General features: G+C 53.0%; 11 protein-coding genes and 1 pseudogene. 4 read left to right on the top strand and 8 right to left on the bottom strand.

Features of this window, described 5'->3' with window-relative positions:
- Nucleotides 1–422: 422 nt before the first annotated feature.
- The 3 genes and pseudogenes from B9K09_RS10425 to cobA form a co-directional block, all read left to right on the top strand.
- Nucleotides 423–1,712, top strand: a pseudogene (locus B9K09_RS10425) (NAD(P)/FAD-dependent oxidoreductase); the annotation flags it as partial.
- Nucleotides 1,713–1,886: 174 nt separating this feature from the next.
- Entirely contained in the window at nucleotides 1,887–4,607 is a 2,721-nt protein-coding gene (locus tag B9K09_RS10420; protein ID WP_087516741.1) for a nitrate reductase, read from the top strand.
- Nucleotides 4,608–4,634: 27 nt separating this feature from the next.
- A complete protein-coding gene (cobA, locus tag B9K09_RS10415) occupies nucleotides 4,635–5,372 on the top strand; it encodes a uroporphyrinogen-III C-methyltransferase (RefSeq protein ID WP_087519063.1) in 738 nt (245 codons plus the stop codon).
- 93 nt (nucleotides 5,373–5,465) lie between these two features.
- On the opposite strand, the gene B9K09_RS10410 is transcribed toward cobA, so the two are convergent.
- The 8 genes from B9K09_RS10410 to ppsA all read right to left on the bottom strand — a co-directional run bounded on the left by B9K09_RS10410 (nucleotide 5,466) and on the right by ppsA (nucleotide 13,549).
- Complete coding sequence (locus B9K09_RS10410) at nucleotides 5,466–6,431, bottom strand: OmpA family protein (RefSeq protein WP_087516740.1); 966 nt, start codon at nucleotides 6,429–6,431, stop codon at nucleotides 5,466–5,468.
- 109 nt (nucleotides 6,432–6,540) lie between these two features.
- Complete coding sequence (gene sigX / locus B9K09_RS10405; protein ID WP_177408660.1) at nucleotides 6,541–7,131, bottom strand: RNA polymerase sigma factor SigX; 591 nt, start codon at nucleotides 7,129–7,131, stop codon at nucleotides 6,541–6,543.
- An 88-nt stretch (nucleotides 7,132–7,219) separates the two neighbouring features.
- Complete coding sequence (locus B9K09_RS10400; protein ID WP_087516738.1) at nucleotides 7,220–8,044, bottom strand: mechanosensitive ion channel domain-containing protein; 825 nt, start codon at nucleotides 8,042–8,044, stop codon at nucleotides 7,220–7,222.
- The gene (locus B9K09_RS10395; RefSeq protein WP_087516737.1) at nucleotides 8,045–8,293 is read right to left on the bottom strand and encodes a CrfX protein; all 249 of its coding nucleotides are present in this window, start codon (nucleotides 8,291–8,293) and stop codon (nucleotides 8,045–8,047) included.
- 56 nt (nucleotides 8,294–8,349) lie between these two features.
- Entirely contained in the window at nucleotides 8,350–9,345 is a 996-nt protein-coding gene (locus B9K09_RS10390) for a zinc transporter ZntB (protein WP_087516736.1), read from the bottom strand.
- A 67-nt stretch (nucleotides 9,346–9,412) separates the two neighbouring features.
- Nucleotides 9,413–9,898, bottom strand: coding sequence for a ribonuclease E activity regulator RraA (gene rraA, locus B9K09_RS10385; protein ID WP_087516735.1), 486 nt, complete (start codon nucleotides 9,896–9,898; stop codon nucleotides 9,413–9,415).
- Between the two features lie 201 nt (nucleotides 9,899–10,099).
- Entirely contained in the window at nucleotides 10,100–11,110 is a 1,011-nt protein-coding gene (locus B9K09_RS10380; RefSeq protein ID WP_087516734.1) for an alpha/beta fold hydrolase, read from the bottom strand.
- 66 nt (nucleotides 11,111–11,176) lie between these two features.
- Nucleotides 11,177–13,549, bottom strand: coding sequence for a phosphoenolpyruvate synthase (gene ppsA, locus B9K09_RS10375; RefSeq protein ID WP_087516733.1), 2,373 nt, complete (start codon nucleotides 13,547–13,549; stop codon nucleotides 11,177–11,179).
- Between the two features lie 177 nt (nucleotides 13,550–13,726).
- Here ppsA and B9K09_RS10370 point away from each other — a divergent pair, with 177 nt between their 5' ends.
- Nucleotides 13,727–14,545, top strand: coding sequence for a pyruvate, water dikinase regulatory protein (locus tag B9K09_RS10370; protein WP_087516732.1), 819 nt, complete (start codon nucleotides 13,727–13,729; stop codon nucleotides 14,543–14,545).
- Nucleotides 14,546–14,617 lie beyond the last annotated feature (72 nt).

Here is a 14,617-nt window from a genome sequence, read left to right as displayed (position 1 = left end):
CGGCGCTACAGCACTCAAACAGCGTTATGTGTCTACACAAAAGCGATACAAATAAAGTTTAAGCAGCGTCACGCAACAACCAAAAACTGCTCAGCTACCTGGCCAGCGGTGTGGCTTCCTGACCCATATCGAAAAATGAATCAGCCTACTTTGTACGCACTGCAAGCGAGCAAGGCGCTTTAAAGCAGTGCAAAAAATCTGCTAGTTAAGGGCCTTTATCGAGCCAAACAAGGCAAATCACTTACTAACGGTACTTGGCACACACTCTGCATAGGCATTACCACAATTTAAATAAAGCGCGTTCTTCAACGAAGAAGACTGCACTTCCCGATAGAACGGGACTTGGACAAAGGCGTCCTCGCTAGGTAACTAGCGGGACGCCTTTTTTGTTTTCCGTGATTTTTATCCAGGAGATAACCGGGATGAAAAAGCTCAAGTTAGTGATGATCGGCAACGGTATGGCAGGTGTTCGCACCTTGGAAGAGTTGATCAAACTCAGCCCCGAGCTTTACGACATTACGGTATTCGGTGCAGAGCCCCACCCTAACTACAACCGCATCCTGCTTTCACCCGTGCTTGCTGGCGAACAGACTTTTGATGAAATCGTGCTTAACGACCTTAGTTGGTACGCTGACAACAACATCAAGCTGTTACTGGGGCGCAAAGTCACCCAGATCAATCGCAAACAACGCTTAGTTACCGCCGATGACGGCAGTACTGCCGAATACGATCGACTGCTTATCGCGACCGGTTCCACTCCATTCATTTTGCCGATTCCCGGCAACAAACTCGAAGGCGTCATCGGCTATCGAGATATTGCTGATACCCAAGTGATGATGGATACCGCAAAAACCCACAGTCATGCCGTAGTGATTGGCGGTGGCCTGCTCGGGCTTGAGGCGGCTAATGGCTTAAAACTGCGCGGTATGGATGTCACAGTTGTGCACATAGGCGAGACGTTACTTGAGCGCCAACTCGACAGCACTGCTGGCAAGCTGCTGCGCAAATCACTTGAAGATCGTGGCCTGAAATTCATGTTGTCAAAGCAGACTTCGGAGCTGCTTGATAATGGTGACGGTCGGGTTTGCGCGGTGAAATTCTCCGACGGCGATGTGATTGCCGCAGACCTGGTAGTAATGGCTGCTGGCATTCGCCCCAACAGCCAGTTAGCAGAAGCCTCTGGAATAGCGTGCAATCGAGGCATTCTGGTCAATGACACGCTGCAGAGCTTTGACCCAAGAGTCTACGCAATTGGTGAGTGCGCCAACCATCGCGGCACTGCTTATGGCCTGGTTGCGCCGTTGTTCGAGCAGGCAAAAGTCTGCGCAAATCACCTCGCCCAGTTGGGCTACTCACGTTATCAAGGCTCGGTGATCTCAACCAAATTGAAAGTCACCGGTATCGACCTGTTTTCAGCTGGCGAGTTTATCGGTGCTGAAGGCACAGAGAGCATCACCTTATCGGACCCCATTGGCGGTGTTTACAAGAAGTTGGTGATTCGCAATGACGTGCTGGTGGGCGCCTGTCTTTATGGTGACACCGCAGACGGCGGCTGGTATTTCCAGCAAATACGCGAGCAGCAAAACGTCAGCCAGACCCGTGACCACCTAATGTTTGGTGAGAATGCGATTGGCAATGTCGGTCATCAAGGTCAAGACAAACCAGCAAACATGCCTGAAAGCGCGGATATCTGCGGCACGCAGGTGGCTTGCCCGCTGCCTGACTGGCAGGTCGAACTGGGGCCTGCAAGCGCAATCGCACCCGATCAAGCTTATATATACAGCCACTCGACGAAGATCGAGGCAGACCGTGTATTGCTGGCTTTGAACCATGCAGTTCCTAACGAGGCGCCTGTTCAATGATTTGCCGGGAGTGGGAGCACAGCTATGAGCTGCACAGATAAAACCCGTATCACGGCTTCAACCTGCTGCTATTGCGGGGTCGGTTGCGGAGTCTTGATCGAACACAATGATGACCGGATCATCGCTGTTTCGGGAGATCCGATGCACCCGGCAAACTATGGCAAATTATGCAGCAAAGGGGCGACGCTGCACCTGACTGGCGACCTTGATGCGCGAGGCCTGTACCCAAAACTACGGCTTGATAAGTCTCAACCACGCAGCCGTACAACCTGGGACGATGCACTGGATCATGCCGCCAAGGTTTTTGCCGAGACCCTACGCGAGCACGGCCCGCAAAGCGTTGCTTTTTATATTTCGGGCCAGTTGCTCACAGAAGATTATTACGCATTCAACAAGCTCGCACGCGCTCTGGTTGGTACCAATAATATCGACAGTAACTCACGACTATGCATGTCATCCGCCGTAGTCGGTTATAAGCGCAGCCTTGGTGCGGACGCCCCGCCTTGCAGCTACGAAGATATAGAGCTTAGCGACTGCATATTAATCGCTGGCAGCAACATGGCCTATGCACACCCGGTGCTGTTTCGCCGCCTTGAAGAAGCCAAAGCAAAGCGTCCGACAATGAAGGTAATCGTGGTCGATCCGCGGCGAACGGATACCTGTGACGCCGCAGATCTGTATTTGGCTATCGTGCCCGGCACTGACGTCGCGTTGTTCCACGGCATCTTGCACATTCTTGTGCGGAAAGGTTGGATAAACCACGACTTTATTGCGCAACACACGGATGGTTTTGATGCGCTTAAAGCGCGAGTACGCGACTTCAATCCAGCGGCAGTTGCGGATACGTGCGGGATATCAGAAGAGCAGCTACACGCCTGCGCAGAGTTGATTGGCCAAGCCCCGAGTTTTCTCTCGTTGTGGTGCATGGGGCTCAATCAATCAACGGCTGGAACCGCGAAAAACAGTGCCTTGATTAACCTTCACTTAGCCACCGGGCAGATTGGTAAAGTCGGTTCAGGCCCCTTCTCCCTGACCGGCCAACCCAATGCAATGGGTGGACGCGAAACCGGTAGTTTGGCCAACTTACTGCCGGGTCACCGCGAAGCAGATAATCCGCAACATCGAAGCCAAATCGCGCAGTACTGGGGTGTGGATCGGTTACCTGAAACGCCCGGTTTAAGTGCCATTGAGCTGTTTGATCAGGTGCATAGCGGCAAAATTAAAGCGCTGTGGGTCGCCTGCACCAATCCTGCGCAATCACTGCCCAATCAGACTCGGGTTCATCAAGCACTGGCCACATGTCCGTTTGTAGTGGTGCAAGAGGCCTTCTTCACCACCGAAACATGCGCTTATGCCGACCTGCTTCTCCCTGCAAGTAGCTGGGGCGAGAAAGACGGTTGCGTGACCAACTCTGAACGCAGAATCAGCCATGTACGCAGTGCAATAGCCGCACCCGGTGAAGCAAAAGCTGACTGGCAAATAACCTGTGACTTCGCGCGAAAACTTGAAGCACTCATGCGTCCCAACTTGCCAAGTTTGTTCAACTTTACTAGGCCTGAACAACTGTTCGACGAATACAAAATGCTCACTCAAGACCGTGATCTTGACCTCAGCGGCTTGAGCTACGCCATTCTCGACCAGTACGGCCCCCAACAGTGGCCATACCCGCAAGGCGCTCAGTGCGGTACAACTCGGTTATACGAGGACGGCGTTTTTGCCACCGCGAATGGTCGGGCAAAGTTTCATGCGGAGGCTTATTGCGCGCCGCTAGAAAAGCGCGATGCCAGCTATTCACTGATCCTCAATACCGGTCGCTTACGTGATCACTGGCATGGCATGAGCCGAACAGGCACCGCCGCACGCCTGTTTGGCCATGTCGAAGAAGCAGTGCTGAGTATCAACTCAGGCGAAATGCTCCGTAGAAAACTCAACAATGGTGACCTGATTACGCTGCGTAGTCGCCGTGGCTCATTGATCGTACCCGTGCAAGCCGATGACGACCTTGGTCCAGGGCAGGCTTATCTGCCAATGCACTGGGGCAATCGCTTTCTTAAAGGTTTAGGCATCAATGTATTGACCCAGCCTGAGTACGATCCGTTGTCGAAACAACCGGAGCTTAAACATGCGACGGTTGAGATCGATAAAATCGAGTTGCCATGGAGGTTCTACGCATTGGTCGAGGGCGACATCCAGCAGCGATTCAAGCAACTGCGGCCTTTGTTTGAAGCGTTCGCATACGCCAGCTTCTCCCTCACTGGCACCGACCACCCTGCCCTGCAAATTCGCGCAGCCGACGCCCTTGCGCCCAGTAACGAACGACTCAGCACAATAGACCAGCTACTCAGTATCGACTCAGGACTGGTAATGGCATATGACGATCCTGAACGGGCCGTAGGCAAACGTGTACGCCTGGATGCGGGTCGAATAGTTGCTTTGCGCCTAGCCGGTGAAACCACGGCCCAAGACTGGCTGAAAAGCATGTGGAGTGAGGCCAAGGCCGACGACCAACTTAGGCCTTGGTTGCTCGCGCCGCTATCCGCTGCACCCCGCTCAGCCAATAGCGCAGGTAACAAAACCCTGTGCAACTGCATGAACGTCAGTCAACAAGCCATCTGCACTGCAATTGAGCAAGGACTGGACCTATACCAGCTAAAACAAAAGTTAGGCTGCGGCACTAGCTGCGGTTCCTGCGTACCCGAAATCAAGCGATTGCTGCAGACAAAAACCGTCGCAGCAGTGAGCTGAATGATTAAAACCTGCGGTGAGGTTCATATGAGCAATAAAGTTTGGCTGGTTGGCGCAGGTCCCGGAGATCCAGAGTTGCTGACACTTAAAGCCGTTCGTGCTTTGGGCGAAGCTGATGTGGTGATGATTGACGACCTGGTAAACCCAATAATCCTTGAGCACTGCCCGCAAGCTCGAGTCATTGCGGTTGGCAAACGTGGCGGTTGCCGCTCCACGCCGCAAGACTTCATCCAACGGCTAATGCTGCGCTATGCACGGCAAGGGAAGTGCGTAGTTCGTCTTAAAGGCGGCGACCCGTGCATCTTTGGCCGTGGAACAGAGGAATACAACTGGCTGCTCGCCCATGGCATAACGGCCGAAATAGTCAACGGCATTACTGCTGGTTTGGCCGGCGCGACTAACTGCGCAATCCCTTTAACGCTGCGAGGCGTCGCCCGCGGAGTTAGCCTGGTCACCGCTCACACTCAAGATGGCAGCAGCTTGAACTGGCAAGGGCTGGCCGATTCGGGCACGACACTGGTGGTGTATATGGGTGTGGCCAAGCTCGCGGATATTCGCCAGCAACTAATTGATGCGGGCATGCGCGCCGAGATGCCGGTCGCGATGATTGAGAACGCATCCCTCCCTGAGCAGCGGGAACAACGCAGTACACTAACAAAACTGCTAGATGATGCGCGTGAATTTAAACTTAAAAGCCCGGCAATACTGATAATTGGAGAGGTGGTAAGTGAGAGCGCGGCGCAACTCGATAGATTGACTGCTTAATTGCACCCAATAATAAGCAATTAGCCACTACACAATTTGCAGGCAAAGAAAAACCCGGCCTAGGCCGGGTTTTTCATTTCAGCTTTAGACCAATTACTGGGCTTCAGCTTCTACAGCAGCTTCAACGCGACGGTTGATAGCACGGCCTTCAGCAGATGCGTTGTCCGCAACTGGCTGCGACTCGCCGTAACCGACAGAGTTTACACGCTCGCCGCCAACACCGTACTGGTTAACCAGTACGTCACGAACTGCGTCAGCACGCTTCTCAGACAGAGTCTGGTTGTAAGCGTCAGTACCAACGGAGTCAGTGTGACCTTCTACAGTAGTAGAAGTTTGTGGGTATTGGTTCATGAAGTCAGCCAGGTTTTTGATATCGCCGTAGCTTTCTTCTTTAACCTGAGTCTTGTCGAAATCGAACTTAACATCCAATTCAACGCGAACGATTTCAGCAGGTTCTTCAACAACTGGAGCCGGCTCTGGCTCAACTACAGCGGCTGCAACAACTGGCTTCGAACCACCGAAGTTCAGACCCACACCAACACCAGCTTGCCACTCGGTGTCGCCTTGGTCGATGTTGTACAGAGCGTCTACGCCAGCACGGGCATAGAGCATTTCAGTGAAGTAGTACTTAGCACCGGCGCCAGCAGTGGCGAAAGTGGAGTGGTTACGACCGCCAGAATCGACGTTGCTGATGCTCTGGTGGGCAAAGCCGCCAGAAACATAAGGACGCAGGCCTGGGCCAGGCTCACCAAAGTGGTACAAAGCTTTAAGGTCAGTCATGCTGCCCTTAATGTCTTTGTTACCGGAGGCTTTGTCACCGTTCAGGCTATGGTATTCGCCATAAGCCAGAGCCAGTTCGACATCCTTGGTCAGGAAGTAACCAATGGAGCCGCCATACTGACTGCCTTCATCGTGTGCAAAATTACGAGTCGAGTCAGTGAAGTATTCGTTAACAAAGCCTTCCACCTCGACTGCGCCTTGACCTTGAGCCATCACGCCCATGGAAGAAGCAGCGACAAAGGAGCCAATGACTGCGCCTAAGGTGTTTTTCAGTTTCATCCGTAAATCCCCATCTTGGTGATTGATTGTGCTACGCACAGGTAGACGCGTAGAACTTTGGTAAGTTTATCAGAACTTACCTTTATGCCAAAGAACATTTGCATCCGAACTAACTTTCGGCGACGCCCGCAAATTTCTCACGCAATTTATCAAGAGCCCTTTTGTAACGCATTTTCGTTGCACTAAGGCCCATATGCATAATATCCGCGATCTCTTGAAACTCTAGCTCTGCGACAAAGCGTAGCACTAAAATTTCACGGTCAATCGGATTTACATGTACCAACCATCGGTCCAACCCGCCTCGTTCTTCTACTTTCGGCGTCTTTTCTTCTGACGCCTCCTCCAAAGGATCGAGACTTAATGCATCCATCAAACGACGTTTACGTCGTTCTTTGCGGTACTGGGTAATACATTCATTATAAGTAATGCTGTAGAGCCAAGTCTTAAACTTAGACTTGCCCTCAAAGTTCTTTAAACCGTAAAGAACTTTGAGCATCACTTCTTGACAGACATCATCCGCATCACGTTCGTTCCCTAAATAACGCGCACAAACGTTAAATAATGTGCGCTGGTAACGACGCATGAGCTCTTCATAAGCACGCGTGATGTGGAACAACTCACTATGCGCGCGCACCACAAGCTCCTCATCAGAGAGCTCCAGGGGGTCATAACGCATAGGTAACGATTGGGCTTTATTCAAATCGAGTCGGGCCGACAGTCAGGTCAAAAGCCGCCATCAGCTGCGAACAGCCTGCTGGAGGGCGACATAGGTTAGCAGAGTTTAGGGTTTAGCGGCTGCTCACCCGCTGCTCAAGCAGGATACGATTCGCCACTGAGACAAGGTCCCCTGCATCGGTTAGGACGATAGTCTTCACCGTGCCAATTTCCTCGATCTGACCTTCGACATCACCGACCTGGATATGTTGCCCAACCTGATATAACTCACGCACATAAATGCCGGCAAGAATCTGCCCGGCAATCTCACGACTGCCCAGGCCAAGCGCCAAAGCGACGGCCAGACCAATAGTGATCAGGACGATTGCAATGACGTAATTGAGCAGCTCGGTTTTCACCTCAAGCTGCCCAATGGCCACAGAAATACTGATGATAATGACCAAGCCCTGGGCAATACGTGCAACGCCATGCGCATATTCAAGCCCAACGCTGTCGGCCGCACCACGGACGATACCGCTAACCAGGTGCGCCAGCAGTACCCCCACAACCAGCACCAACGCAGCGCCAAATACTTTTGGCAGATACAGAGCCAGTACATCAAGGGTTGCGGAAACCCGCTCTAAGCCCAGGGATTCCGCTGCCGAAACCATAAAGATCAGCAGAATAAACCAGTAAACAATACGCCCGATAAGAGTCGAAACCGGCACCTGAAAGCCCGCACGGCTGAGCAGCTTGGTCAAGCCCGTGCCCGCCATCAGGCGATCAAGGCCAACCTTGCCGAGTAGCTTGGAAATCAGCGTATCAAGCAGCTTGGCCAGCACAAAGCCAAGCAGGACCAGAATTAACGCGACAAACAGGTTTGGAATAAAACCAGCGACTTTAGTCCACAGCGCGGTCATGGCCGCTACCAGGCTTTGAGTCCAAGGATCGAGTTCCATTTAGTCAGCCTTATCAGTAGTTCGAGCAGTTGTTTTGTGGCGCGAAACCGGGGATACGTGTGCCGAGCCCTTGTTCAGGGCAATCATCAACGCCTCAACCCAGTGCCCCATGAGTGCGAACATATCCCCCGCACCCACTTGGCGATTAGCCGTTTTCAGCACGCGAGTGAGCGCCGCATCATCATCATGATCAGGTGATGACTGCGAATTCAATAAATCGCGCAGTGATTGTTCAAATGGATCGTGCATTCACGCACCTCTGTAGATGTGCTGAATTTGACGTAAGTACAACAAGCCAAGTCACATCACACCCAGCGTAGGCGACGAAACAACAACCACTGGACCACCGCGAGCACCACCATGATCGAGCAGGCGACGACGAAGCCGTAAGGGTTCTCGGAGCCAGGAATACCGCCGACATTAATCCCCAGCAAGCCCGTGAGGAAGCTCATCGGCAAAAACACCCCTGTGATAATGCCGAAGCGGTACATGATGCGGTTCATTTTTACATCGAGACGCCGATCTTCAGCCTCTAACACCAAGCCAATTCGCTCTCGGGTTAGATCCAACTCTTCAATGTAACGGGTCAGACGGTTGTTGAGTTCGTTCCAGTAGTCTGCGTCGTCACTCACAAACCAGGGCTGCTGATTGCGAGTGAGCTGCGCATAAACCTCACGCTGTGGCGCTAGAAACCGACGCAACCCAGCAGCTCGACGGCGCATTTGCAGCAAGGTGTCGTGATCAGGCTCAAAACTCGGATCGTTGTCGATCTGCTCCTCTTGAACATCAATGCCTTCTGCAAAATTGCTGACCAGCGACTCGATCTTGTCCGTCATGTGGTCGGCAAGCGCTAAAATAAGCTCCGATGAGGTCTTCGGCCCTGAACCTGAACGAAGATCGGCGAGCAAGTCCTCAACCGCGCGTAAATGGCGCAGGCGCAGGCTAATAGCACGCTTAGCCGAAGCAAAAATACGCAACGACACCATATCTTCCGGCTCTGCACCGGGGTTCAAATTGACCCCGCGCAGAAACAGTAGAATTTTGTTTTCGGGCAGCTGCAAGAAGCGTGGCCGGGTGTTTTCTTCTAGCAGCAAGTCACACACGAACTCATTGAGCCCGCTTTCTGTGCGTAACCATTTCTGCGTCTCCGGGTGACTACGATCCCAGTGCAGCCACAGGCTTTCTGACTCAGCCAAAACCAAGTCGGCTAGTTCAGCATGTGTGACTGGCCGCCCTCCGCCACTGCCGTCCAGTACATAGGCATGGACCAAGCCCCACTGCTGATTGTCTTGCTCAAGCATTCACAACTCCCTTACCAAACCGATTTAGCGCCTGCCTCCCCATTGGCGCCGGACTCAGCACTTGAGCTTACTCAGGTATTTGCAACGCAGTTGGCGAGACAATAATCCCGTTATTGTCGGCATATACGAATTCACCCGGTCGGAAAGTCACGCCAGCAAAGGTCACAGCCACATTGAGGTCACCAATGCCGCGCTTGTCAGTCTTCATTGGATGACTGGCCAGCGCCTGGATACCCAGGCCCGTTTGGGCAAGTACATCGACGTCACGTACGCAGCCATAAATGATGATGCCTTCCCAGCCGTTTTTGGCTGCTTTTTCAGCCAGCATGTCGCCAAGCAAGGCGCGGCGCATTGAGGCACCGCCATCGACAACCATGACTTTACCTTTACCGGGCTGATCGACCTGTTCCTTGACCACCGAGTTATCTTCAAAGCATTTAACCGTCACGATCTCGCCGCCGAACGAGTCATGGCCGCCGAAATTACTGAACATCGGCTCGACAACCTCGACCTCGGGGTACGCGTCACACAAGTCTGGAGTGATGTAATGCATGAGAAAGCTCCTATACCCTTAAGAAATCGTTATAAACCGTCACCCGTAGCTACAGCAGGCAATTAATTCAACCATTGCAGCCACTGTTCGAACGTATCTGGCTGACCGCAGCGTTCAGCCTAGCGCAGTCAAGGACAGCAGACCACTCCTGCAATCCGTACAAAACCGTCTAGTCAGCTGGTTCCAGCCCAGGCCAGTGGTTTAACCAGCCACCACTGACGCGGAATCACCCTGCTCAGGCGCCAGCTTTAGCCCAGTCTCAGCGCTATAACCGTGATCCAACCATTGTTTAATGAGTGGCCATACCTCTGTTTGGGCAGGCTTACTAACCAGCATTTCAATGTGGCCATAATCACTGCTAAAACCTTGCGCCTTGCCCAGGCAGAGAAACTCTTTACGGCTAGAGGCAAACTGATCAAAGAGCTTCTGACATGCCCATGCAGGGTCTTGCTTATCGCCTTGCGCACTGACCGCAAAAACCGGTAACTGCACTTTAGCCAAGCCCGCCCACCAATCGTCCTGCCCGTCGCCAAAACGGCCAAACAAACCATGCCAGCGCAACGCTTCCAGGACTAAACCTATTGGCTCATCTTCCGGCCCACGCTTTAGCCGAGAACCAGAAAGCACGCGGAACCGTTTAAGCAGCGTCTTAGCCCCCCATACCAATGGCGGAATTTTTAGCGGCCAGTAATTACGACTGATCTGACTACCAAATAAAGCCACTGAAGCAATCTTCGACACATCAAGGTACTGGCCACCCAGCGCCGCAGCGAGCGTGGTACCGCCCAGCGAGTGCCCTAGCCAGTGAATTGGCTGTGGGTTTTGCTCATATACAAACTGGGTAATAGCAGGCAAATCGTAGCGTGCGTAATCGCTAACCCGGTTGAAAGTGTAATTCTGATTGCGTGGCGAAAGCCCATGGCCGCGCATTTCAACAATCCACACATCAAAACCTGCACGAGCCAGGTACGGCCCAAGCCCGATGCACTTGGGCGAATACCAAAATCGTCTATTTGAAAAGCTGCCATGCAATAAAATCACCGGCACACCACGACGCTGCTCGTTATCTGAGCGGCCAAGCCGCGTCACAACCAGCTCAACGCTCGAATCAGGGCTATTACCGGGTTTCAGGCGATACAGGTCTTCACTCAAATCACCGCGCAACTCGGCACTGATCAAGGCGACTGGAAATAACTCACTGCTGCTTTGCATTTTATCTCTGACACAAAAAAGGGTGGGACCATGTCCCACCCTGATTTTTGAAGGGTTAGCGACGGATCAGGCTTGCTGACCTTCAGCAAGGAAGAACCAGGTTTCAAGCACCGAATCAGGATTCAATGAAACGCTTTCAATGCCCTGCTCCATCAACCAGCGCGCCAAGTCCGGGTGATCCGAAGGGCCTTGACCACAGATACCGATGTACTTACCGGCCTTGTTGCACGCTTGAATCGCGTTTGACAGCAGCTTTTTGACCGCCGGATTACGCTCGTCAAACAGGTGCGCAACAATACCTGAGTCGCGATCGAGGCCCAGCGTCAGTTGGGTCAAGTCGTTCGAACCGATCGAGAAACCGTCGAAGAATTCAAGGAATTCTTCAGCCAGAATCGCATTTGAAGGCAACTCGCACATCATGATGACTTTCAGACCATCTTCGCCACGCTTCAAGCCGTTCTGCGCCAACAGATCAACTACTTGGCTCGCCTCACCCAAGGTGCGCACGAATGGCACCATGATTTCGACGTTAGTCAGGCCCATCTCATTGCGAACTTTCTTCAGCGCGCGGCATTCAAGCTCGAAGCAGTCACGGAAATTTTCGCTGATATAACGCGAAGCACCGCGGAAACCCAACATCGGGTTTTCTTCTTCTGGCTCGTAAAGCTTGCCGCCGATCAGGTTGGCGTACTCGTTGGATTTGAAGTCGGACAAGCGCACGATGACTTTCTTTGGCCAGAAAGCAGCGGCCAGGGTGCTGATGCCCTCAACCAGCTTCTCTACATAGAAACCAACTGGGTCGTCGTAACCGGCAATACGCTTTTCAACGCTGTCTTTGATGTCCGCTGGCAAGCCGTCAAAGTTGAGCAGCGCTTTGGGGTGCACACCGATCATGCGGTTAATGATGAACTCAAGACGTGCCAAGCCAATACCGGCGTTTGGTAGCTGGGCAAAATCAAATGCACGATCCGGGTTACCGACGTTCATCATGATTTTGAACGGCAGATCTGGCATAGCATCAACCGAATTCTTACGCACGTCGAAGCCCAGCTCACCTTCAAAGATGAAACCGGTATCACCTTCCGCACAGGAAACCGTTACGCCTTGGCCGTCCTGCAGCAAGTCAGTGGCGTTGCCACAACCCACAACAGCAGGAATACCCAGCTCACGCGCAATAATCGCAGCATGGCAGGTGCGCCCCCCCCGGTTGGTGACGATAGCGCTTGCACGCTTCATGACCGGCTCCCAATCCGGGTCGGTCATATCAGACACCAGCACGTCGCCGGGCTGGACTTTGTCCATTTCGCTCACATCTTTAATGACCCGCACGCGACCCGCACCGATCTTTTGACCGATGGCGCGACCTTCAACCAGCACGGTGCCGGTTTCTTTCAACAGGTAACGCTCCATCACGTTACCGCTGGCGCGGCTTTTTACTGTCTCTGGACGCGCCTGAACGATATACAACTGGCCGTCATCACCGTCTTTAGCCCACTCAATGTCCATCGGACGCTGGTAGTGCTTCTCGATGATCATCGCCTGCTTGGCCAGCTCGGTTACTTCAGCATCGCTCAGGCAGAAACGCGCACGATCAGCGCGATCAACATCAATAACCTTGACCGACTTACCTGCTTTGGCTTCGTCGCCGTAGATCATCTTGATGGCTTTGCTACCCAGATTACGGCGCAGAATTGCCGGACGACCCGCTTCAAGGGTGTTTTTGTGAACATAGAACTCGTCAGGGTTAACCGCGCCCTGAACCACAGTCTCACCGAGGCCATAAGCCCCGGTAATAAACACCACATCACGGAAACCCGACTCGGTATCAAGGGTAAACATAACCCCGGCGGTACCGGTTTCAGAGCGAACCATGCGCTGCACACCGGCAGACAAGGCGACCAGTTTGTGGTCAAAGCCTTGGTGTACGCGGTAAGCGATGGCGCGATCGTTGAACAGCGAAGCAAATACTTCCTTGGCCGCACGGATGACGTTTTCGACACCACGGATGTTCAGGAAGGTTTCTTGCTGACCGGCAAACGAGGCGTCTGGCAGGTCTTCAGCGGTAGCGGAGGAACGTACCGCGACAGCCATGTTTTCATTGCCATTAGCCATTGCCGCGAACGCAGTACGAATCTCGCTATTAAGCTGCTCGGGGAACTCGGCATCCATGATCCACTGACGAATTTGCGCGCCAGTCTTCGACAGTGCAGCGATGTCATCGACATCCAAGGCGTCAAGCGCAGCGTGGATCTGAGCATTCAGACCGCTGAGTTCAAGGAAGTCGCGATAGGCTTGGGCGGTCGTGGCAAAACCACCGGGAACCGAAACGCCAGCGCCGGCAAGGTTGCTGATCATCTCGCCAAGGGAGGCGTTCTTGCCCCCTACGTGCTCAACATCGTGTGCGCCGAGCTTATCGAGGGAAACTACGTACTCTACCAAGGTGATCTCTCCAGTTCTGGTGTTGGAAAAGCTCAAGGGGCTGGGGAAGTTCACGGGGTAACCCGCGTGACTGTGGCCTGGCCCTGGAAAATAAGTAACAATGCAAACGACTAAAGGCCTGCAAGTCGGGGCCTATGATAGCCAAAAAACGTTCTCAGCTTAAGGCCCACAGCGCAAATGAAACGGACAGCATTTTTTATCTCTGACGGCACCGGCATTACTGCCGAAACCCTGGGTCAAAGCTTGTTGGCGCAGTTTGAAACTATCACCTTCACCAAACTAACGCGACCGTACATTGATAGCGCAGAAAAAGCGCGCGCAATGGTACTACAAATCAACCAGGCCGCGATAAAAGACGGCGTACGTCCGATTATCTTCGACACCATTGTCAACGGTGATATCCGCGACATTCTTGCTGAGTCCGAAGGTTTTATGATCGACATCTTCTCGTCGTTCCTGGCACCACTGGAGCAAGAACTCAGTTCGCACTCGTCCTATTCTGTCGGCAAATCGCACTCCATCGGCCACAACTCCAACTACATGGAACGCATTGAGGCGGTAAACTTTGCCCTCGACAATGATGACGGTGCGCGCACACATTATTATGACAAGGCCGATTTGATTCTGGTGGGTGTCTCGCGCTGCGGTAAAACACCAACTTGCCTATATATGGCCATGCAATACGGCATCAGAGCAGCCAACTATCCGTTGACCGAAGACGATATGGAGAGTCTGCAACTGCCCAATGCGCTGAAAAAATACAAAGAAAAGCTGTTTGGCCTGACCATCGACCCTGATCGCCTCACCGCCATTCGTAACGAGCGCAAACCCAATAGCCGTTATGCAAGCTTCGCGCAGTGTGAGTTTGAGGTCCGTGAGGTCGAAAACCTGTTCCGCCGTGAAAACATCAACTACATCAACTCGACGCACTTCTCTGTCGAAGAGATTTCAGCAAAGATCCTCGTCGAAAAAGGTGTCGAGCGGCGCCTGAAGTAAAGCGCCAACACGCGGGCATGAGTGCTGGGCCAACACTCATGCCCGGCACTCTGACATTATCTCCCGCGCTGC

It is taken from the genome of Pseudomonas sp. M30-35, assembly GCF_002163625.1.
In the GTDB taxonomy this organism is placed as follows: Bacteria; Pseudomonadota; Gammaproteobacteria; order Pseudomonadales; family Pseudomonadaceae; genus Aquipseudomonas.
Note: the sequence above shows the minus strand (reverse complement) of the source record. Positions and strands in the feature narration are given on the sequence as shown.

What these genes read in the sequence shown, in the direction of transcription:
- B9K09_RS10390 (WP_087516736.1), bottom strand. Translation starts at nt 9,345, where the DNA reads ATGCTTGAGCAAGACAATCAGCAGTGGGGCTTGGTCCATGCCTATGTA.
- B9K09_RS10410 (WP_087516740.1), bottom strand. Translation starts at nt 6,431, where the DNA reads ATGAAACTGAAAAACACCTTAGGCGCAGTCATTGGCTCCTTTGTCGCT.
- B9K09_RS10380 (WP_087516734.1), bottom strand. Translation starts at nt 11,110, where the DNA reads ATGCAAAGCAGCAGTGAGTTATTTCCAGTCGCCTTGATCAGTGCCGAG.
- B9K09_RS10395 (WP_087516737.1), bottom strand. Translation starts at nt 8,293, where the DNA reads ATGCACGATCCATTTGAACAATCACTGCGCGATTTATTGAATTCGCAG.
- cobA (WP_087519063.1), top strand. Translation starts at nt 4,635, where the DNA reads ATGAGCAATAAAGTTTGGCTGGTTGGCGCAGGTCCCGGAGATCCAGAG.
- B9K09_RS10370 (WP_087516732.1), top strand. Translation starts at nt 13,727, where the DNA reads ATGAAACGGACAGCATTTTTTATCTCTGACGGCACCGGCATTACTGCC.
- rraA (WP_087516735.1), bottom strand. Translation starts at nt 9,898, where the DNA reads ATGCATTACATCACTCCAGACTTGTGTGACGCGTACCCCGAGGTCGAG.
- B9K09_RS10420 (WP_087516741.1), top strand. Translation starts at nt 1,887, where the DNA reads ATGAGCTGCACAGATAAAACCCGTATCACGGCTTCAACCTGCTGCTAT.
- B9K09_RS10400 (WP_087516738.1), bottom strand. Translation starts at nt 8,044, where the DNA reads ATGGAACTCGATCCTTGGACTCAAAGCCTGGTAGCGGCCATGACCGCG.